Origin of the sequence: Pseudomonas sp. FGI182 (assembly GCF_000511325.1) — a bacterium.
GTDB classification, from domain to species: domain Bacteria; phylum Pseudomonadota; class Gammaproteobacteria; order Pseudomonadales; family Pseudomonadaceae; genus Aquipseudomonas; species Aquipseudomonas putida_Z.
This window is the reverse complement of record NZ_CP007012.1, coordinates 3,585,716-3,602,994: the sequence shown is the minus strand read 5'-3', so window position 1 is coordinate 3,602,994 and position 17,279 is coordinate 3,585,716. Positions and strand designations below refer to the sequence as shown.

General features: G+C 63.2%; 21 protein-coding genes and 1 tRNA gene. 11 read left to right on the top strand and 11 right to left on the bottom strand.

Annotated elements, in window-relative coordinates; genetic code table 11:
- Positions 1-273: 273 nt before the first annotated feature.
- Complete coding sequence (locus C163_RS15915; RefSeq protein WP_025339681.1) at positions 274-948, bottom strand: polysaccharide lyase family 7 protein; 675 nt, start codon at positions 946-948, stop codon at positions 274-276.
- Between the two features lie 260 nt (positions 949-1,208).
- Between C163_RS15915 and C163_RS15910 the strand changes: the two genes are divergently transcribed.
- Positions 1,209-1,406 carry a hypothetical protein gene (locus C163_RS15910; protein ID WP_025339680.1) on the top strand — a complete coding sequence of 66 codons (198 nt, stop codon included), beginning with the start codon at positions 1,209-1,211 and terminating at the stop codon, positions 1,404-1,406.
- Between the two features lies 1 nt (position 1,407).
- Here the strand turns inward: C163_RS15910 and C163_RS15905 are convergent, their stop codons facing one another.
- Both C163_RS15905 and C163_RS15900 read right to left on the bottom strand, forming a co-directional pair.
- Positions 1,408-1,821: a DoxX family protein gene (locus tag C163_RS15905; RefSeq protein ID WP_025339679.1), complete on the bottom strand. Its 414-nt coding sequence runs from the start codon at positions 1,819-1,821 to the stop codon at positions 1,408-1,410.
- 103 nt (positions 1,822-1,924) lie between these two features.
- Positions 1,925-2,009, bottom strand: a tRNA-Leu gene (locus tag C163_RS15900).
- A 199-nt stretch (positions 2,010-2,208) separates the two neighbouring features.
- Here C163_RS15900 and C163_RS15895 point away from each other — a divergent pair.
- The 4 genes from C163_RS15895 to C163_RS15880 are packed head-to-tail and all read left to right on the top strand — an operon-like array spanning position 2,209 to position 5,501.
- Positions 2,209-2,484 carry a hypothetical protein gene (locus C163_RS15895; RefSeq protein WP_025339678.1) on the top strand — a complete coding sequence of 92 codons (276 nt, stop codon included), beginning with the start codon at positions 2,209-2,211 and terminating at the stop codon, positions 2,482-2,484.
- A gap of 42 nt (positions 2,485-2,526) precedes the next feature.
- On the top strand, positions 2,527-3,684 hold the full coding sequence (locus C163_RS15890; protein WP_025339677.1) for a nitrogen regulation protein NR(II): 1,158 nt from the start codon (positions 2,527-2,529) through the stop codon (positions 3,682-3,684).
- 6 nt (positions 3,685-3,690) lie between these two features.
- Complete coding sequence (locus tag C163_RS15885; RefSeq protein WP_025339676.1) at positions 3,691-5,136, top strand: ATPase domain-containing protein; 1,446 nt, start codon at positions 3,691-3,693, stop codon at positions 5,134-5,136.
- Between the two features lie 11 nt (positions 5,137-5,147).
- Positions 5,148-5,501, top strand: a complete 354-nt coding sequence (locus tag C163_RS15880; RefSeq protein ID WP_025339675.1) for a response regulator — start codon at positions 5,148-5,150, stop codon at positions 5,499-5,501.
- Between the two features lie 45 nt (positions 5,502-5,546).
- On the opposite strand, the gene csrA is transcribed toward C163_RS15880, so the two are convergent.
- The 8 genes from csrA to C163_RS15845 all read right to left on the bottom strand — a co-directional run bounded on the left by csrA (position 5,547) and on the right by C163_RS15845 (position 11,403).
- On the bottom strand, positions 5,547-5,744 hold the full coding sequence (csrA, locus tag C163_RS15875; protein ID WP_004375914.1) for a carbon storage regulator CsrA: 198 nt from the start codon (positions 5,742-5,744) through the stop codon (positions 5,547-5,549).
- Between the two features lie 253 nt (positions 5,745-5,997).
- Positions 5,998-7,020 (bottom strand): DNA topoisomerase IB, encoded by a 1,023-nt coding sequence (locus C163_RS15870; RefSeq protein WP_025339674.1) that lies wholly within the window; start codon positions 7,018-7,020, stop codon positions 5,998-6,000.
- 57 nt (positions 7,021-7,077) lie between these two features.
- Positions 7,078-8,169, bottom strand: coding sequence for a molybdenum ABC transporter ATP-binding protein (gene modC / locus C163_RS15865; protein ID WP_025339673.1), 1,092 nt, complete (start codon positions 8,167-8,169; stop codon positions 7,078-7,080).
- 1 nt (position 8,170) lies between these two features.
- Complete coding sequence (modB, locus tag C163_RS15860) at positions 8,171-8,851, bottom strand: molybdate ABC transporter permease subunit (protein WP_025339672.1); 681 nt, start codon at positions 8,849-8,851, stop codon at positions 8,171-8,173.
- Positions 8,851-9,609 (bottom strand): molybdate ABC transporter substrate-binding protein, encoded by a 759-nt coding sequence (gene modA / locus C163_RS15855; protein ID WP_025339671.1) that lies wholly within the window; start codon positions 9,607-9,609, stop codon positions 8,851-8,853. The genes modB and modA overlap by 1 nt, the downstream gene beginning before the upstream one ends.
- 182 nt (positions 9,610-9,791) lie before the next feature.
- The gene (locus C163_RS15850) at positions 9,792-10,880 is read right to left on the bottom strand and encodes a nitronate monooxygenase family protein (protein WP_025339670.1); all 1,089 of its coding nucleotides are present in this window, start codon (positions 10,878-10,880) and stop codon (positions 9,792-9,794) included.
- 42 nt (positions 10,881-10,922) lie between these two features.
- Entirely contained in the window at positions 10,923-11,093 is a 171-nt protein-coding gene (locus C163_RS27335; protein ID WP_013973186.1) for a hypothetical protein, read from the bottom strand.
- Between the two features lie 7 nt (positions 11,094-11,100).
- Complete coding sequence (locus tag C163_RS15845; RefSeq protein ID WP_025339669.1) at positions 11,101-11,403, bottom strand: DUF1883 domain-containing protein; 303 nt, start codon at positions 11,401-11,403, stop codon at positions 11,101-11,103.
- A 160-nt stretch (positions 11,404-11,563) separates the two neighbouring features.
- Here C163_RS15845 and C163_RS15840 point away from each other — a divergent pair, with 160 nt between their 5' ends.
- The 6 genes from C163_RS15840 to ahpC all read left to right on the top strand — a co-directional run bounded on the left by C163_RS15840 (position 11,564) and on the right by ahpC (position 17,138).
- The gene (locus C163_RS15840; protein WP_025339668.1) at positions 11,564-11,923 is read left to right on the top strand and encodes a hypothetical protein; all 360 of its coding nucleotides are present in this window, start codon (positions 11,564-11,566) and stop codon (positions 11,921-11,923) included.
- 77 nt (positions 11,924-12,000) lie between these two features.
- The gene (locus tag C163_RS15835) at positions 12,001-12,651 is read left to right on the top strand and encodes a cytochrome c (protein ID WP_025339667.1); all 651 of its coding nucleotides are present in this window, start codon (positions 12,001-12,003) and stop codon (positions 12,649-12,651) included.
- Positions 12,648-13,562, top strand: a complete 915-nt coding sequence (locus C163_RS15830; protein WP_025339666.1) for a c-type cytochrome — start codon at positions 12,648-12,650, stop codon at positions 13,560-13,562. The genes C163_RS15835 and C163_RS15830 overlap by 4 nt, the downstream gene beginning before the upstream one ends.
- 302 nt (positions 13,563-13,864) lie before the next feature.
- Positions 13,865-14,704, top strand: coding sequence for a UTP--glucose-1-phosphate uridylyltransferase GalU (gene galU / locus C163_RS15825; RefSeq protein WP_013973181.1), 840 nt, complete (start codon positions 13,865-13,867; stop codon positions 14,702-14,704).
- 188 nt (positions 14,705-14,892) lie between these two features.
- Positions 14,893-16,248 carry a glutathione-disulfide reductase gene (gene gorA, locus C163_RS15820; RefSeq protein WP_025339665.1) on the top strand — a complete coding sequence of 452 codons (1,356 nt, stop codon included), beginning with the start codon at positions 14,893-14,895 and terminating at the stop codon, positions 16,246-16,248.
- A gap of 326 nt (positions 16,249-16,574) precedes the next feature.
- Entirely contained in the window at positions 16,575-17,138 is a 564-nt protein-coding gene (gene ahpC / locus C163_RS15815) for an alkyl hydroperoxide reductase subunit C (RefSeq protein ID WP_004375926.1), read from the top strand.
- The last annotated feature ends 141 nt before the right edge of the window (positions 17,139-17,279 follow it).

Below are 17,279 nucleotides of genomic sequence, written 5' to 3'. Positions count from 1 at the left end.
CAGGTAGCTGCCCTGCGCGGGCACTTGCAGGAGCGGCCTTGTGTCGCGAAAGGGCCGCATAGCGGCCCCGGGATTTCAGCGATGCCGCATAAGTTGTTGGGGCTGCTTTGCAGCCCATCGCAACACAAGGCCGCTCCTACAGGGTTGTGCGTAAGGCTCGGCACAAAAAGAAAAGCCCGCGGCAATAATGCGGCGGGCTGCAAGAACATACGGAGCAGGGCCAGTGTGCCCACCCGGATGTCAGTATTTCGTGAAGGTCAGGTCATGAGCATGTCATCCATGGCTCAGTTCCAGTTGGCTGATGACGCACACCGAGCCGTCCTCGGCAGGCGTGTCGTCGGTGTAGTCCACCTGGTTGTATACCCCGCCATGGAATTTGAGCGTGCGCGTCGCCCAGGTCGCACCCAGTTGCAGGGGCGATGTGCTGCCAACACGGCCGTTGCAGCTTGCACTGACCGTGCAGGCGCCGTTGTTCGTCACGTCGATGCTCACATCGAAACGGGCTCCGAGCGGTACGTCGGCCAGCACCGTGCTGCTGCTCGTGGCCGTCTGGTTGAAATCGGTCCGAAAGCCCACGGTGATCTTGCCCTTGTTCCAGAACACCTTGATGGGCGGGTTGTCGTCGTCTTTGACGTGCATCTGGGCAATCACCACTTTTTGCGCAAAGTTCACTTTCTGCAGTGTCATGGTCTGGTGATTGCGGTGCCGGGCGCCGCTGTTCAGTGCCCAGTACGCGGGCTCCTTCCACTCGCAGCGGGTGCGGTGGGTGCTTTTGCTGGAGGCGCCCTTGGTGGGGGCGGTCATGCGGATCGAGCCGTCGCTCAGGCGGGCGATGACTTCGGGCAGGGTCGCCAGCGCCTGGGCGCCGGTCAACTCCAGCGCCACCGGGTTGGTCGCGGACTTCGGCACGGGAGTGGTGATGATGAGGTTGTCGATATACACAGCCATGGGCTTTCTCCTTGAAAAACGACAGGTCCTGCATCATTTGCGAGCCTGGCCAGCATGGGCGCAGTTCACTGTGATTTGCCAAGGCTGGACGAAGGGAAAACCCAGGGGATAAAAAAGCCCGCCATGGGAGGCGGGCAAGCAACGTTTGAAGGGAGAGCCTGCAGAGTGGACCCGGCCGGTTAACCGAGCATTAAGCGGTAACGCATTGACCTGCGCAGCCGATCAGCCTATACAGGCCTGCCACCAGCCCAGGAGCCAGCATGCACGACGAAGACGACCTGCACGAACCCGAGCACGATCACCTGCTTGACCACGAATTCCTCTACGACGATATCGAGCCTGAAGCGGATGCCCAGGGCGCCGAGGACGAGGTTGAGGAAGACGAGGAAACGCTGGATGACCTCGATGACGAGGAGCGCGATCACCCAGCCTGGTTCGACGACTGCGAAGACGACTGACTCAGCGCCCGTCTACCGAGAAACGCCCCGGGCCGCTCACTGCCAGCATCAGCAGGCCGCCCATGATGCTGAGGTTTTTCAGGAACTGGGTCATGTTGGCGCTGCGCTCAGGGTCGACCATGCTCCAGAACGGGTGGCCCAGCAGCGCCGTGCCCAGCACGAACAGCGCCAGCAGGAAGGCCAGCGGCCGGGTGTAGAAACCGAGGATCAGCAGGATGCCGACAACGAACTCCATGAGCACGGCAACTGCCGCTGCCAGCATGGGGGCAGGGGCGCCCAGTGAGGTCATGTAGCCGACCGTGCCTTCGAACCCGGTCAGCTTGCCCCAGCCAGACAAGACGAACAGGATCATCAGCAGCACACGGGCAATCAGGATAATGATGTCGCGTTGACCATCGAACAGGGAGTAGCGCATGGCGGCGTTCCAGTGGACGGGTACAAGCTCCACTCTAGCAGCTGCGCAATGGATTGCTGGCGGGCAGCAAAAAGGCGCCGCAAGGGCGCCTTCGCAAAGAATTTGGTGCGAGTGGCGGGACTCGAACCCGCAAGGCTTACGCCGACAGATTTTAAGTCTGCTGTGTATACCAATTCCACCACACTCGCACGCTTGAAGGGGTCGTGACGACCAGCTCGCTTCTAAGCAGAAGGGCTTCGCAATCAAGCGCGCTTTATAACCCATTGTTATAGTTGAGTCAACCACAGCACCTATGATCAACAGAGTGAAGGGTCGATCGAATGGGCAATTGACACCTTGCTGTCATTACGCCACTGTTGCCCCTTTATTGGATCCAAGAGTGCGGTGATGAATCAGTCCGGTACTTCCGAGCGTATCGTACGCCCACGGCTGTTCTGGCGACTGTTGTTCGTGCTGGTAGTCGTGTTGGGGGCGTTTCTCTACCTCAGCCTGATCAGCCTGGGCGGTTACCTGCTGATGCTGGGGTTCGATGCCGAACACCCTCAACCGCAGCGCCTGATGGCCCTGGCCGGTGGCGGGCTTATCCTGCTGGTCGGGTTGTGGCTGCTGAAAGTGGCGATGCCGCGGCGCATCAGCCCGGTGCTGGTTGAGCCAGAGCGTTGAACCTCGCCCTATCTTCCCTCCTGCCGTACCGGTGGAGCTCGCATGGTTTCAGCTGACTGCCTCGACCACCCTGTCATGCCTGCCCACCGCTATGAACAGCTGGTTCAGTCGGTGGTGGATTACGCCATCTACATGCTCGACCCGTCCGGCCATGTGGTGTCGTGGAACGCAGGCGCGCAACGCATCAAGGGGTACCGTGCCGATGAAGTGATCGGCCAGCATTTCTCGTTGTTCTTCACCCCGCAGGATTGCACCGAAGGCCGCCCGGAGCGCTTGCTGCGCCAGGCGCTGGAGCAGGGCGTGGCGCAGGATGAAGGCTGGCGCGTACGCAAGGATGGCACGCAGTTCTGGGCGCTGGCCGCGCTGGATGTGATTCGCGATGACCAGGGCCAGGTCGTCGGCCTGGCCAAGGTGACCCGGGACATCACCGACCGCCGCGAGTCGGCGCTGCAACTGGACGCGGTGCGCGCCCAGCTGTTCCAGGCACAGAAGCTGGAGGCCCTCGGCCAGTTGACCGGTGGCCTGGCGCATGACTTCAACAACATGCTTACCATCATCATCAGCTCGGCGCGCCTGGCACTGGCCACACAGGACCCGGCACGCGCCCAGCGCATGCTGCAGCATATTCTGGATGCCGGGCAGCGGGGCACCGAACTGACCCAGCAGTTGCTCAGCTTTGCCCGCCACCGCAAGCTTGATGTGGCTTGCGTCGCCCCGGCGAACCTTATTGCCGCCACCCGTGGTCTACTGGAGCATGCGCTGCCCGGTTCGATTGACCTGGAGGTTGTGCTGCAACCGGACCTGCCCCTGATCGAGGTGGATGCCGGGCAATTGCAGATGGTGCTGCTCAATCTGTTGTTCAATGCCCGCGATGCCATCACGGGGCAGGGCCGGATCGGCTTGACCGTCGATGTGGTCGAACTGGCCGGCGAGGTGGAAGGCCTGCACGGCGGGTTTGTGCGTTTCGAGGTGGAAGACAGCGGCGAGGGCATCGCGCCAGCGGTACTGCCGCGGATCTTCGAACCTTTTTTCACTACCAAACCCTTTGGCAAGGGGACTGGCCTGGGCCTTAGCCAGGTGTATGGTTTTGCCAGGCAGAGCGGTGGTGCCATTTGCGTTGACAGTGAGCCCGGCCGGGGAACTTGCATGCAACTTTACTTGCCAATCTATCAGCAGGCGGACAGCCAACTCGACAGGTAGAACACCATGGCACAGGCACTCAGGCGGCTGGTGACGGGGATCGATGGGCTCGATGCGTTGCTCCAGGGTGGCCTGGTGGCTGGCGCGTCCTACATCATTCAGGGCCCGCCGGGCGCGGGCAAGACCATCCTCGCCAACCAGCTGGCCTGCGGGCATGTGCGCGGCGGTGGCAGGGTGCTGGTGGCTACCTTGCTGAGCGAGTCGCACGAGCGGCTGTTCCAGTACCTGGCGACCTTGGAGTTCTTTGACCCGGCGCTGGTCGGCGACCCGATCCAGTTCGTCAGTGCTTTCGACACCCTGGAGCAGGAAGGCCTGGACGCCGTGGTACGGCTGCTGCGCCAGGAAATCGCCCGCCAGCAGGCCAGCCTGCTGATCGTCGATGGTGTGCTCAATGCCCGGGTGCGTGCGGAAACAGCGCTGGACACCAAGAAATTCGTCTCCGAACTACAGGGCCATGCGGCCTTTGCCGGTTGCACCGTGCTGCTGCTGACCAGCGCCCGGCTGGAAGAAGGCAGCCCGGAGCACACCATGGTCGACGGCGTGATCGAACTGGGCGAGCAACTGTTCGGCAGCCGCGCCGTGCGCCATATCCAGCTGCGCAAGACACGGGGCAGTGCGGCGTTGTCGGGGCGCCATGAATGCCTCATCGATGGAGCCGGCATGCATGTATACCCGCGCCTGGAGTCGCTGTTCAGCCACCCCAGCCAGGCGGGCAGCGCCACCTTGGAGCGCGTCAGCAGCGGGGTGGCGACCTTGGATGAAATGCTCGGTGGCGGCCTGGCCACCGGCTCGGTCAGCCTGCTGATCGGGCCCTCGGGTATTGGCAAGACGTCATTGGGCCTGGCTTTTCTCGGTGCCAGCAGCCCGCAGGCGCCGGGGCTGCATTTCGGCTTCTACGAAACGCCGGAGCGCCTGCGAATCAAGGCCGCGTCGCTGGGTTACGATTTTGCAGCCATGGAGCAGGGCGGCAGCCTGCAGCTGTGCTGGCAGCCGACCACCGAGGGCCTGCTGGACCAGGTCGGTGCGCGCCTGCTCGAGCGAGTCGAAGCACAAGGCAGCAAGCGCGTGCTGATCGACAGCCTGGGGGCGTTCAGCCGCCTGGCCATCGACCCGGCGCGGCTCAATGCGTTTTTCCGCGCCCTGGCCGGCGAGCTGCGCGCGCGCGATGTCAGCGTGATGCTTACCTGGGAAATGCGCGACATCTTCGGCGCGGAAATCAGCGCCCCGGCCCCGGACCTGTCGAGTATCGTCGACAACCTGATGCTGATGCGCTTCGTCGAGTTGGATTCGCAGCTGCGGCGCATGCTGTCGATCCTCAAGGTGCGTGACAGCCACCATGACCCTGCCTTGCACGAGCTGCTGATCGGGCCGCAAGGCATTACCCTGCGCAAGGCGTTCGAAGGCGCCTGCGGTGTGCTTTCGGGAACGCCGGTGCCGCAGGGGAGCGGGTGACGGGGCGGGCGATGAACACCATCCTGATCGTCGATGACGAGTACCTGATTGCCGACATCCTCGGTTTTGCTCTGGAGGACGAAGGTTTTCTGGTGGAAAAGGCGAGCAACGGCAGCAAGGCGCTGGAGGCACTGAAGGAAAAGCGCGTTCAGCTGGTCATCACCGACTACATGATGCCACTGCTCAACGGTGAAGAGCTGGTGCGCTCGATGCGTGAAGACCCGGCCTTGAGCGAGTTGCCGGTCATCCTCATGAGTGGCGCGCAGGCCAACCAGGGATGCCCGGAACTGTTCGCCGCGGTGTTCGACAAACCGTTCGACATGGACTGTATGATCGCCAAGGTGCACGAACTGCTGGGCACCTGAGGCGCGGGGCGATCAAGCGCGTCCGTGCGGCTTGAGGCAGGTCGCTCAGTGCGAGTCGTCGTGCTTTTCCGGGGCCGGGCTGCCGGCCTGGATACGCTTGAAGATCTCTTCGCGATGGACTTGGACGTCTTTCGGTGCATCGATACCGATCCTCACCTGCATCCCTTTGACGCCCAGAATGGTGACTTTGATGTCATCGTTGATGACGATGCTTTCGCCAACCTTGCGGGTGAGTATCAGCATGTAGTTCTCCTTGGTGATGTAAAAGTCCGTCGGGCTAGTTGCCACGGCGGCGGGAGCTTGTCCCTCTTCCTTCTCATTAAAGACGCTTTCGGCGGATAGTAATTCCCCGACAGACAAATTCTGTTGCGTGTCTTCAGTCGCAGGTGCCGAAGCAAACCGCCAGCGGTTTGTCGGCCAAGGTGCTCGGTGGCAAGAATAGGGGGCTTGGCGGCCAATGGGAAATTTCTTCGCATCATGGTCTGAATAGACCGGGTTAATGGTCATCCTGTTCCTCGAGTGCCTGAAGAAATAACAGCAAGGCTACTTCTTCACGGCCCAGGCCTTTGCGTACACGGTTCTTCGGCAAGTTGGCCAGGCGCCCCAGGGCATAGTGTTCAAGTACAGCCGGGTGGATGTAGCAGCGCCTGCACACCGCCGGCGTGTTGCCCAGGCGTGATGCTACCTGGCGAACGATGGCGGCGACCTGGCGCTTGGCTTCGCTCTCGGGTTCCCAGGCCAAGGGCCTGAGCAGGTCCAGGGCCAGGCTGCTGCCGGCCCAGGTGCGGTAGTCCTTGGCGGTGAAGTCGGCGCCGGTCAGCTGCTGCAGAAACTGGTTGACCTCGCTGGAGCCGACACTGTGGCGCTGGCCGTCGTCGTCCAGGTACTGGAACAGCGCTTGCCCGGGCAGCTCCATGCAGCGCTTGAGCAGGTTGGCCAGGCGCCGATCGTTGAGGCTGACGTTATGCTCGACGCCACGCTTGCCGCGGAACTGGAAGCGGATGCTGCTGCCCTTCACCTCGACATGGCGGTTGCGCAGGGTGGTCAGGCCATAGGACTGGTTTTCACGCAGGTAGCGCTGGTTGCCGATGCGGATCAGGGTGTGGTCCAGCAGGCTGACCACCAGCGCCATTACCTTTTCCCGGTCCAGGCCTGGCCGGGCAAGGTGGGCGTGCAGTTGTGCACGCAGTTTCGGCAGGGCCTGGGCAAACGCCAGCATGCGCCCGTACTTGTGCTGATCGCGTACTTCGCGCCACTGCGCATGGTAGCGATATTGCTTGCGGCCACGGGCATCGCGACCTGTCGCCTGCAGGTGGCCCTGCGGGTCGGCGCAGATCCACACCTCGGTATAGGCCGGGGGGATTACCAGTGCAGCGATGCGGGCGAGGGTATCGCTGTCGCGCACCCGCTGGCCGTCGGCATCCAGGTAGATGAAGCGGCCCCGCCAGCGCCGCCGGGTCAGGCCCGGCTGGCTGTCGTCGACGTAGTGCAGGGTGCGCGGCAGGGGGCAGTCAAGCATGGCTGGCAGGCCTCGATCAGGTCACTGATCAATGGACACCAGCCACGGCGCCGATGCTCAGCCCAGCAACGCCACCGACTTGATCTGGGCGAACAGCACCTGGCCCGGGTGCAGGCCGAGCTGGTCTGCCGAGAAGCGGGTGATGCGCGCGAGCAAGGCGTTGCCGCCGGCATCCAGGCTGACCAGCACATGCGCCGGGTTGGCGGCCGGGCGGCTTTCGCGCACGCGCACCGGCAGGCGGTTGAGAATGCTCGAAGTACTGTCGGCTGCCAGGGCCAGGCTGACGTCACGAGCCTGCACCTTGACCCGCAAGGTGCTGCCCATCGCCTGGGCCGGGTGGGCGATGCGCAACAGTGGCCCATCGTTGCCGGGCAGGCGCAGTTCGAGCAGGTCGTAGTGCGGGTCGTGCCCCACCACCCGGCCCTCGAACACCACGCCAGCATCCTCGCCCTCGGCCAGCGACAGGTCGAGACGGGCCAGGGTTTCGCCGATCGGGCCGCTGGCCACTGCCTGGCCTTGCTCCAGCAACACCAGGTGGTCGGCCAGCCGCGCCACTTCCTCCTGGGCATGGCTGACATACACCAGCGGGATGTCCAGTTCGTCGTGCAGGCGTTCCAGGTAGGGCAGGATTTCGCGCTTGCGCGGCCCGTCGAGGGCAGCCAGCGGCTCGTCCATCAACAGCAGGCGCGGGCTGCTGAGCAGGGCGCGGGCAATGCCCACCCGCTGCGCCTCGCCACCGGACAAGGTTGCCGGCCGGCGTGCCAGCAAGTGGCCGATACCCAGCAGCTGGCAGGCCTGGTCGAGGCTGACCTTGCGCTCGGCAGCGGCCACCCGGCGCCAGCCGAACTCCAGGTTGCCGCGTACCGACAGGTGCGGGAACAGGCTGGCCTCCTGGAACACGTAGCCCACCGGGCGCAGGTGTGGTGCCTGGAAGTAGCCACGGGCGCTGTCTTCCCAGACTTCGCCGTTGACCTCGATGTAGGCGCTGGCGGCCCGTTCCAGCCCGGCCAGGCAACGCAGGCAGCTGGTCTTGCCAGAGCCGGAGTGGCCGAACAGCGCGCTGATGCCGCGCCCGGGCAGGTGCAGGTCGACGTCCAGGGTGAAGTGGTCGCGCGCCAGTTTCAGGCGCGCCACAATCGATGCGCTCATATCAGCTCCAGCCAGCCTTGCCGCGGCGCCCAGCGTACAGCAGGAGCAGCACCAGGAACGAGAACACCAGCATGGCACCTGCCAGCCAGTGTGCTTGCGAATAGGCCATGGCCTCGACATGGTCGAAAATCTGCACCGAGACCACGCGTGTCTTGTCGGGGATATTGCCGCCAATCATCAACACCACGCCGAACTCGCCCACCGTGTGGGCGAAACCGAGGATGCTGGCGGTGATGAAGCCCGGGCGGGCCAGCGGCAGCACCACGTGGACGAAGGTGTCCCAGGGGCTGGCGCGCAGTGTGGCGGCCACTTCCAGCGGGCGCTGGCCAATGGCGCCGAAGGCATTCTGCAGCGGCTGGACCACGAACGGCATGGAGTAGATCACCGAGCCGATCACCAGGCCGGTGAAGCTGAACACCACGCTGCCCAGGCCCAGCGCCTGGGTCGCCTGGCCCAGCCAGCCATGCGGGCCGAGGGCGATCAGCAGGTAGAAGCCGATCACCGTGGGTGGCAGCACCAGCGGCAAGGCCACTACCGCGCCCACCGGCCCGCGCAGCCACGAGCGCGTGCGCGCCAGCCACCAGGCGATGGGCGTGCCGACGATCAGCAGGATCAGGGTGGTCAGGCTGGCCAGTTTCACGGTCAGCCAGATGGCACCCAGGTCACTGGCGTCCAGTGGCATCAGATTTCATAACCGTAGGATTTGATCACAGCCGCGGCTTTCGGGCCTTTCAGGTAGTCGACCAGGGCCCTGGCGGCGGGGTTGTCCTTGCCTTTTTCGAGGATTACCGCGTCCTGGCGGATGGGCTCGTGCAGGGAGGAGGGAACGATCCAGGCCGAACCGCTTTCGACCTTGCCGTCCTTGTAGATTTGCGACAGGGCGACAAAGCCCAGCTCGGCGTTGCCGGTGGAGACGAATTGGAACGCCTGGGTGATGTTCTGACCTTCGACCAGCTTGGGCTTGGTGGCTTCGGTCAGCTTCAGCTTGCCCAGCACCTGGGTGGCGGCCAGGCCGTAGGGAGCGGTTTTCGGGTTGGCGATGGAGAGGTGCTTGAACTGGTTCTTCTTCAGCACTTCGCCGTTGGCGTCGACATAGCCGGGCGTGGCCGACCACAGGGCCAGGGTGCCGATGGCGTAGGTGAAGCGCGAGCCCGGGACAATGGCCTTTTCCTGCTCGAGCTTGGCCGGGGTGCTGTCGTCGGCAGCCAGGAATACCTCGAACGGCGCCCCGTTCTTGATTTGCGTGTAGAACTGGCCGGTGGCGCCATAGGCGGCGACCAGCTTGTGGCCGGTGTCTTTTTCGAAGTCTTTGGCAATGGCCTGGATGGGGGCTGTGAAGTTCGCTGCGACCGCGACCTGGACTTCATCGGCCCAGGCAGTGTTGAAGGCGAGCAGGCTGGCCAGGGCGGTGGCAGCCAGGTGGGACGGGCGGATACGCATGAAGACAGTTCCTTGGGGGTTATCGTTATAGCCTGAACTATATAGCGATAGGCCATGGGCCGGGAAGGGGCAAGGTCATGCGTAAGCAGGCCAGGCCCTTTCGCGGGTAAACCCGCTCCCACAGGGTCGCCCCAATATTCGAATTGTGGGAGCGGGTTCACCCGCGAAGAGGTCAGACCTGCTTATGCAGACGCCTGGCGGCCGACCACGGCCAGCGCCTTTTCGGCAATCTCCCGGGTCAGCTCGCCCGCCGGCGTATGCCTGCCCAGCCGCAACGCCTGCCCCGACCACAGGTTGCTGAAATCGCTATTGCCCTGCGGATCCGTAATCGCCCGCAAAGGCATCAGCGCTCCGCCGGCCAGTGGGAAGCGTGGCGCAAGGTCGCTCATCGGCCCCAGCTCTCGCATGATGCGGTTGTTGATGCCGCGCGCCGCTCGGCCGGTGAACAGGTTGGTCAGCGCCGTGTCGCTGGCGGGTGCGCTGTCCAGGGCCTGGCGATGCGCCGGCGAGACCTTGGCCTCGGGGCAGAACAGGTACGCTGTTCCGATCTGCACTGCCGAAGCACCCAAGGCCAGTGCCGCCAACAGGCCGCGGTGGTCAGCAATGCCGCCGGCGGCAATCACCGGCACGCTGACCGCATCGGCCACCTGTGGCACCAGGGCGAAGGTGCCGATCTGGCTGGTGATATCGTCGCTGAGGAACATGCCGCGATGGCCGCCCGCTTCATAGCCCATGGCAATGATCGCATCACAGCCGTGGTGCTCCAGCCACACGGCTTCCTCTACGGTGGTGGCGCTGGACAGCACCTTGGCACCGCTGGCCTTTACCCGTTGCAGCAGGTCGGCCTGGGGCAGGCCGAAGTGGAAACTCACCACCTCCGGGCGCAGTTGCTCGACCAGCTGGCAGCTCTGTTCGTCGAAAGGCGCGCGGTTGGACACCGGCGTGGGCGCCGCGAAGTCTGCGCCCACTTCGCTGTAATAGGGCTCGAGCACCTGCTTCCAGCGTGCATCGCGCTCGGCATCGGGCGCTGGCGGCTGGTGGCAGAAGAAGTTCAGGTTCAACGGGCGGCCCGGGCAGCCGGCGCGGAAGGCGGCGATCTCGGCGCGCACCTGGTCGCCCGTGAGCATGGCGCAGGGCAGGGCGCCCAAACCGCCCGCCAGGCCCACGGCAATGGCCATGCCCGAGCCCGTCGCACCGGCCATGGGGGCCTGCAGAATGGGCAACTCGATGCCCAGCAGGTCGAGGATGCGGCGGTCGGGCCAGTGGCTCATGCGGTTCTCCTTGCGCGGGCGGGCGAGCGGTGCGGCGGGGGCTTACAAGGCTTTGCTGACCTGGATGTCGCTGATCTTCTCGGCGTCTTCGCCGTGAATCTTGCGCAGGGCTTCCAGGGCTTGTTCGAGGGAGGCGTCGGGCATCAGTGCGAAGTCCCAACGGCGCTGGCCGTCGAGCTTGTACTTGATGACGTACTTGGTGGTCTGGGTCATGGTGGCCTTATCTGAGTTTCGACGATGAACGACGGACGATCTTGATCTTGTGGGTCAAGGTTGGCTTGCGGGTGACCGAGATCGGGCGGGTTGTCACGGTATCGATGGTGATGTTCCAGAAACCGGTGCTGGGCACGGTGATCTTCGCCGGGAACTTTTCGAAATGGCCACCGTGGTAGGTGTGACGGCCGCCGTTCTTGAAGCTGCGGAAGTTGGCGTCGTTCATCAGGCGGATGTTGCAGCGCTGGGAGCACTCGATGACGACGATGTCATCCTCGTTCAGGTGCTCGCGCTGGTGTACGAATTTCATGTGATGCTCCGCAAGGATTGGTTCTGCAAAGGCGAAAGATACCACGATGTCGGGTTACACTGCCGCGCTGTTCCGCCAGGCGTAGATAAATCTGCCAAAGCAGGGAGCAAAACAGCCTGGCTGTGGTCGAAGCGGATTCTTGAAGGCAGAGGTGCTGCAAATGAAGTGGATGGTGGCGGCGTTGGCGGTGACGCTGGGTGGCTGTGTGAGTGTTACGGAACTGGAACAGTCGCGTGAAACGCTGGATGTGATCTCCGGCAAGTCCCCGCGCGCGTATGCCGATTGCGTCAAGCAGAAGCTGGCCGATACCCGCGACCCGCTGGTGGAAGAGCAGCGCGGCGATGGCCTGCGGCTGATCGTGCCGCAGAAGATCAGCTCGGGCGTGGGCCCGGCGGCGCTGGTGGATATCGACAAGCGTGGCAGCGGCAGCAGCATCAAGCTGCACGAGCGGCTGAACAACTTCCCGCTGCGCCTGGGCGACGTGCGCACCGCAGCCACCCAATGCATCTCCGGTAGTTGATCCAGGGCAACTGATCACGCTCCTTTTGCTTATATGTTTTAGGCCTAAGCATATAACAATAGAAAAGGAGATTCGTGATGACACCGTTGAGTCGCGTCGTGATCGGCAGCCTGCTGATCCTGGCCTGGCCCGCGGCGCATGCCGCCGATGGCCAGAAAGTCTTCACCCAGGGCGGGGCCAACCCCGCCGCCATGGCTTGCCTGGGTTGCCATGGCCCGGACGGCAAGGGCATTGCCGCTGCCGGCTTCCCACGCCTGGCCGGGCTGCCGGCCACTTACCTCAGCAAGCAATTGCATGATTGGCGCAACGGCAGCCGCAAGCAGCCGGTGATGGAGCCGCTTGCCAAGGCCCTGAGCGAGGATGAGATCAAGGCGGTCAGCACCTATCTGGCCAGCCTGCCGGCAGACCCTGCAGGCGACCTGCGTCGCCAGCAGATTGCCGATGACCCCACCACCCGCATGGCCCTGTACGGTGACTGGAGCCGGCAGATTCCTGGTTGCGTGCAATGCCATGGCCCGGGCGGTGGCGGGGTTGGCGAACACTTCCCGCCCTTGGCCGGCCAGCCCGCCAGTTACCTGGTGGCGCAGCTCAATGCCTGGCGTGACGGCACCCGCAGCAATGACCCCAACCAGCTGATGGTCGGTGTGGCCAAGGCCATGACCGATGACGAGATCAAGGCCGTTGCCGAGTTCTTCGCCCGCCCCGCCAGCCAGGAGGTCAAGCCATGAAACCGATGATTCCAGCCCTGCTGCTGCTGGCCATGGGCAGCGCCCAGGCCGCCCAGATCGCCATGGAAGACCAGTCGCAGTTGAAAGTGCCTGGCGTGCAGGCTGCGCCGCAGTTCGTGCCGCCAGCGGAAAGCGAGTTGCCTGCCAATGCCTTTGGCAAGATGGTGCGCGAGGGGCATGCCTTGTTCGTCGACACCCGCAGGTTGATGCCTGAGGCCGTGGGCAATGGCATGAACTGCAGCAACTGCCACCTTGACCAGGGGCGGCTGGCGCATTCCGCGCCGATGTGGGGGGCGTACCCGATGTACCCCGCGTACCGCAAGAAAAACGACAAGGTCAACACCTACGCCGAGCGTATCCAGGGCTGCTTCCAGTTCAGCATGAACGGCAAGCCGCCTGCGGCAGACAGCCCGGAGATGACAGCGCTGTCGGTGTATTCGTATTGGCTGTCGACCAAGGCGCCGACTGGCGTGGAGATTGCCGGGCGAGGCTACCCGGAGGTGCCGCAACCCAAGGGCGGGTACGACTTCAAGCGCGGCCAGCAGGTTTACCGCGAGCAGTGTGCGATCTGCCACGGCGACAACGGCGAGGGGCAGAAGGTAGCGGGCGAGTATGTGATGCCGCCGCTGTGGGGCAAGGACTCCTACAATTGGGGGGCCGGCATGCACCGCATCAACACCGCAGCGTCGTTCATCAAGTACAACATGCCGCTGGGCAAGCCGGGCAGCCTGAGTGACCAGCAGGCCTGGGACGTGGCGGCCTGGGTCAACCGCCATGAACGGCCGCAGGATCCGCGGCTGGTGGAAGGCTCCATCGAGAAGACGCGGGTAAAGTTCCACGCCAATGACGGGGTGAACCTGTATGGGCAGAAGGTCGATGGGGTGTTGATCGGGCAGGGCACGGGTAGCTGATGTATTGCCTGTGCCGGCCTCTTCGCGGGTAAACCCGCTCCCACAGGTACTGCACAGCATTCAGAGCCTGTGGTGATCCTTGTGGGAGCGGGTTTACCCGCGAAGAGGCCAGTACAGGCAACCCCGATTTCCTGTCATCCAACGGTCATGGATGACAGCAATATTTACGATCCCTCGGAACTATCTACACTGGGTTATCTCTATCTTCCCATCGATCGGCCACAGGTAGGGCATTGTAAGGTGACTGCCGCCTGATTAGACTGCGCCGAATTCCACAGGCCTAGCCTTTTGTAAGGACGTATATGATCAAAAAATGCTTGTTCCCGGCAGCCGGTTACGGCACCCGCTTCCTGCCCGCTACCAAAGCCATGCCCAAGGAAATGCTGCCGGTGGTCAACAAGCCACTGATCCAGTATGGCGTTGAAGAGGCACTGGATGCCGGTCTGAACGAGATCTCCATCGTCACCGGGCGCGGCAAGCGTGCTTTGGAAGACCACTTCGACATCAGCTACGAGCTGGAAAACCAGATCAAGGGCACCGACAAGGAAAAATACCTGGTTGGTATCCGTCGCCTGCTCGACGAGTGCTCGTTCTCCTACACCCGCCAGACCGAAATGAAAGGCCTGGGCCACGCCATCCTGACTGGCCGCCCGCTGATCGGCGACGAGCCGTTCGCCGTGGTGCTGGCGGACGACCTGTGCGTGAACCCGGAAGGTGACGGCGTACTGACCCAGATGGTCAAGCTGTACAACCAGTTCCGTTGCTCGATCGTCGCCATCCAGGAAGTCGATCCGCAGGAAACCAACAAGTACGGCGTGATCGCCGGCGACATGATCCGTGACGACATTTTCCGCGTCACCAACATGGTCGAGAAGCCAAAGCCGGAAGATGCCCCGTCGAACCTGGCGATCATCGGTCGCTACATCCTGACCCCGGACATCTTCGACATCATCGCCAACACCGAGCCGGGCAAAGGTGGCGAGATCCAGATCACCGACGCCCTGATGCAACAGGCGCAGAACGGCTGCGTGATCGCCTACAAGTTCAAAGGCAAGCGTTTCGACTGCGGTGGCGCCGAGGGCTACATCGACGCGACCAACTTCTGCTTCGAGAACTACTACAAGACTGGCAAGGCTTACTGATAAGCCGCTACTTGTATCAAAGCTGATAACTGGGGCTGCTTTGCAGCCCTTCGCGGGCACGCCCGCTCCTACAGGTACTGTGCAGGCCTTCAAGGTTGCGCCGGTACTGTGGGAGCGGGCGGGCCTGCGAAGGGTCGCAAAGCGGCCCCAGTGCGTTATGCTGGGCGCCTGCCTAGGGGAGTGAATACATGGCCTACGATTTTGATCTGTTCGTGATTGGTGCCGGGTCCGGCGGTGTGCGCGCGGCGCGGTTTGCCGCCGGCTTCGGCGCAAAGGTGGCAGTGGCCGAGAGCCGCTACCTGGGCGGTACCTGCGTCAACGTGGGTTGCGTGCCGAAAAAACTGCTGGTGTACGGCGCACACGTCGCCGACGAACTGGAGCAGGCCGCAGGCTTCGGCTGGACCCTGGAAGAAGGGCATTTCGACTGGGGCACCCTGATTGCCAACAAGAACCGGGAAATCGAGCGCCTCAACGGTATCTACCGCAACCTGCTGGTCAACAGCGGGGTCACCCTGCTGCAGGGGCATGCGCGCCTGACCGGTGCCAATGAAGTGGAAGTGGATGGCCAGCGCTACACCGCCGAGCACATCCTCATCGCCACCGGTGGCTGGCCACAGGTGCCGGACATTCCGGGAAAGGAACTGGCCATCACCTCCAACGAAGCCTTCTACCTCAAGGACCTGCCACGCCGGGTGCTGGTGGTGGGCGGTGGCTACATCGCCGTCGAGTTCGCCGGCATCTTCCAGGGCCTGGGGGCGGCTACCACGCTGCTGTACCGTGGCGACCTGTTCCTGCGTGGCTTCGACGGTTCGGTGCGCACGCACCTGAAGGAAGAACTGGAAAAGCGCGGCCTCGACCTGCAGTTCAACGCCGACATCCAGCGCATCGACAAGCTCGAGGACGGTAGCCTGAAGGCCACCCTCAAGGATGGCCGCGAATTGGTCATCGATTGCGTGTTCTATGCCACCGGCCGGCGCCCGATGCTGGACAACCTGGGCCTGGAAAATACCGGCGTCGAGCTGGATGCACGCGGTTACATTCGGGTTGACCAGCAGTACCAGACCACCGCGCCGTCGATCCTGGCCATTGGCGACGTGATTGGCCGCGTGCAATTGACTCCGGTGGCTCTGGCCGAGGGCATGGCCGTGGCCCGGCGCCTGTTCAAGCCCGAGCAATACCGCCCTGTGGACTACCAGAACATCCCCACCGCAGTATTCAGCCAGCCGCCCATCGGCACCGTGGGCCTGACCGAGGAGCAGGCGCTGGAGGCCGGGCACAAGGTGCAGGTATTCGAGAGCCGCTTCCGTGCGATGAAACTGACCCTGACCGACATCCAGGAAAAGACCCTGATGAAGCTGGTGGTCGATGCCGAGACCGACAAGGTGCTGGGCTGCCACATGGTTGGCCCCGACGCCGGCGAGATCATCCAGGGCCTGGGCGTTGCCCTGAAGGCCGGTGCGACCAAGCAGCAGTTCGACGAAACCATTGGCGTGCACCCGACCGCGGCCGAAGAGTTCGTGACCATGCGCACAGCGACACGCTGATCCCAACGGAACGCATACCGTTGTAGGAGCGGCCTTGTGTCGCGATGGGCTGCGAAGCAGCCCCAGTATTTCTGCAATCGTGAGATACACAGGGGCTGCTTCGCAGCCCATCGCGACACAAGGCCGCTCCTACAGGAGTGATCCGACCATGGAGTCAGGAGGTACGACCCCGCAATCCTTTGCTCAGCCCATTCCCTTCTATTAATTATCCTTGGTTATAGCCAAAACCAATCACAAGCATGAGCTTTGCCAATGAGCCTTTATCGGGACCAGCGGTTAGGATTCTCTCCATCAACTGATTCCAACCCCATGAAGGAGCGTCTCTCATGCCAATCATCAACAGCCAGGTCAAACCGTTCAACGCCACTGCCTACCACAAGGGCGAGTTCGTCCAGGTCAGCGAAGCCGACCTGAAAGGCAAGTGGTCTGTCGTGTTCTTCTACCCGGCCGACTTCACCTTCGTCTGCCCGACCGAGCTGGGTGACCTTGCTGACAACTACGCCGAGTTCCAGAAGCTGGGCGTGGAAATCTACGGCGTGTCCACCGACACCCACTTCACCCACAAAGCCTGGCACGACACTTCGGACACCATCGGCAAGATCCAGTACCCGCTGATCGGTGACCCGACCCACGTCATCTCGCGCAACTTCGACGTGCTGATCGAAGAAGCCGGCCTGGCCGATCGCGGTACCTTCGTGATCAACCCGGAAGGCCAGATCAAGATCGTCGAACTGAACGACGGTGGTGTAGGCCGCGATGCTGCCGAACTGCTGCGCAAGGTGAAGGCTGCCCAGTACGTTGCCGCTCACCCAGGCGAAGTTTGCCCGGCCAAGTGGAAAGAAGGCGAAGCCACCCTGGCGCCGTCGCTGGACCTGGTCGGCAAGATCTAATTTTCGCCCGATAAGCGCCTGCGCGACGACCATGCTGCGTTGAAAACAGGCTCGGAATGCTCATTGACAACCTGTCAACTCCGCTTCCTCGCCTGTTTTCGCCTTGCCTGATCGCCGCGCAGGCACTTCTCGAACGAAAAT

What these genes read in the sequence shown, in the direction of transcription:
- modB (WP_025339672.1), bottom strand. Translation starts at nt 8,851, where the DNA reads ATGCCACTGGACGCCAGTGACCTGGGTGCCATCTGGCTGACCGTGAAA.
- C163_RS15870 (WP_025339674.1), bottom strand. Translation starts at nt 7,020, where the DNA reads ATGCTTGACTGCCCCCTGCCGCGCACCCTGCACTACGTCGACGACAGC.
- C163_RS15910 (WP_025339680.1), top strand. Translation starts at nt 1,209, where the DNA reads ATGCACGACGAAGACGACCTGCACGAACCCGAGCACGATCACCTGCTT.
- C163_RS15835 (WP_025339667.1), top strand. Translation starts at nt 12,001, where the DNA reads ATGACACCGTTGAGTCGCGTCGTGATCGGCAGCCTGCTGATCCTGGCC.
- modC (WP_025339673.1), bottom strand. Translation starts at nt 8,169, where the DNA reads ATGAGCGCATCGATTGTGGCGCGCCTGAAACTGGCGCGCGACCACTTC.
- C163_RS15895 (WP_025339678.1), top strand. Translation starts at nt 2,209, where the DNA reads ATGAATCAGTCCGGTACTTCCGAGCGTATCGTACGCCCACGGCTGTTC.
- C163_RS15830 (WP_025339666.1), top strand. Translation starts at nt 12,648, where the DNA reads ATGAAACCGATGATTCCAGCCCTGCTGCTGCTGGCCATGGGCAGCGCC.
- C163_RS15905 (WP_025339679.1), bottom strand. Translation starts at nt 1,821, where the DNA reads ATGCGCTACTCCCTGTTCGATGGTCAACGCGACATCATTATCCTGATT.
- C163_RS15915 (WP_025339681.1), bottom strand. Translation starts at nt 948, where the DNA reads ATGGCTGTGTATATCGACAACCTCATCATCACCACTCCCGTGCCGAAG.
- gorA (WP_025339665.1), top strand. Translation starts at nt 14,893, where the DNA reads ATGGCCTACGATTTTGATCTGTTCGTGATTGGTGCCGGGTCCGGCGGT.
- C163_RS15850 (WP_025339670.1), bottom strand. Translation starts at nt 10,880, where the DNA reads ATGAGCCACTGGCCCGACCGCCGCATCCTCGACCTGCTGGGCATCGAG.
- galU (WP_013973181.1), top strand. Translation starts at nt 13,865, where the DNA reads ATGATCAAAAAATGCTTGTTCCCGGCAGCCGGTTACGGCACCCGCTTC.
- modA (WP_025339671.1), bottom strand. Translation starts at nt 9,609, where the DNA reads ATGCGTATCCGCCCGTCCCACCTGGCTGCCACCGCCCTGGCCAGCCTG.
- C163_RS15845 (WP_025339669.1), bottom strand. Translation starts at nt 11,403, where the DNA reads ATGAAATTCGTACACCAGCGCGAGCACCTGAACGAGGATGACATCGTC.
- C163_RS15880 (WP_025339675.1), top strand. Translation starts at nt 5,148, where the DNA reads ATGAACACCATCCTGATCGTCGATGACGAGTACCTGATTGCCGACATC.
- ahpC (WP_004375926.1), top strand. Translation starts at nt 16,575, where the DNA reads ATGCCAATCATCAACAGCCAGGTCAAACCGTTCAACGCCACTGCCTAC.
- C163_RS15840 (WP_025339668.1), top strand. Translation starts at nt 11,564, where the DNA reads ATGAAGTGGATGGTGGCGGCGTTGGCGGTGACGCTGGGTGGCTGTGTG.
- C163_RS15885 (WP_025339676.1), top strand. Translation starts at nt 3,691, where the DNA reads ATGGCACAGGCACTCAGGCGGCTGGTGACGGGGATCGATGGGCTCGAT.
- csrA (WP_004375914.1), bottom strand. Translation starts at nt 5,744, where the DNA reads ATGCTGATACTCACCCGCAAGGTTGGCGAAAGCATCGTCATCAACGAT.
- C163_RS27335 (WP_013973186.1), bottom strand. Translation starts at nt 11,093, where the DNA reads ATGACCCAGACCACCAAGTACGTCATCAAGTACAAGCTCGACGGCCAG.
- C163_RS15890 (WP_025339677.1), top strand. Translation starts at nt 2,527, where the DNA reads ATGGTTTCAGCTGACTGCCTCGACCACCCTGTCATGCCTGCCCACCGC.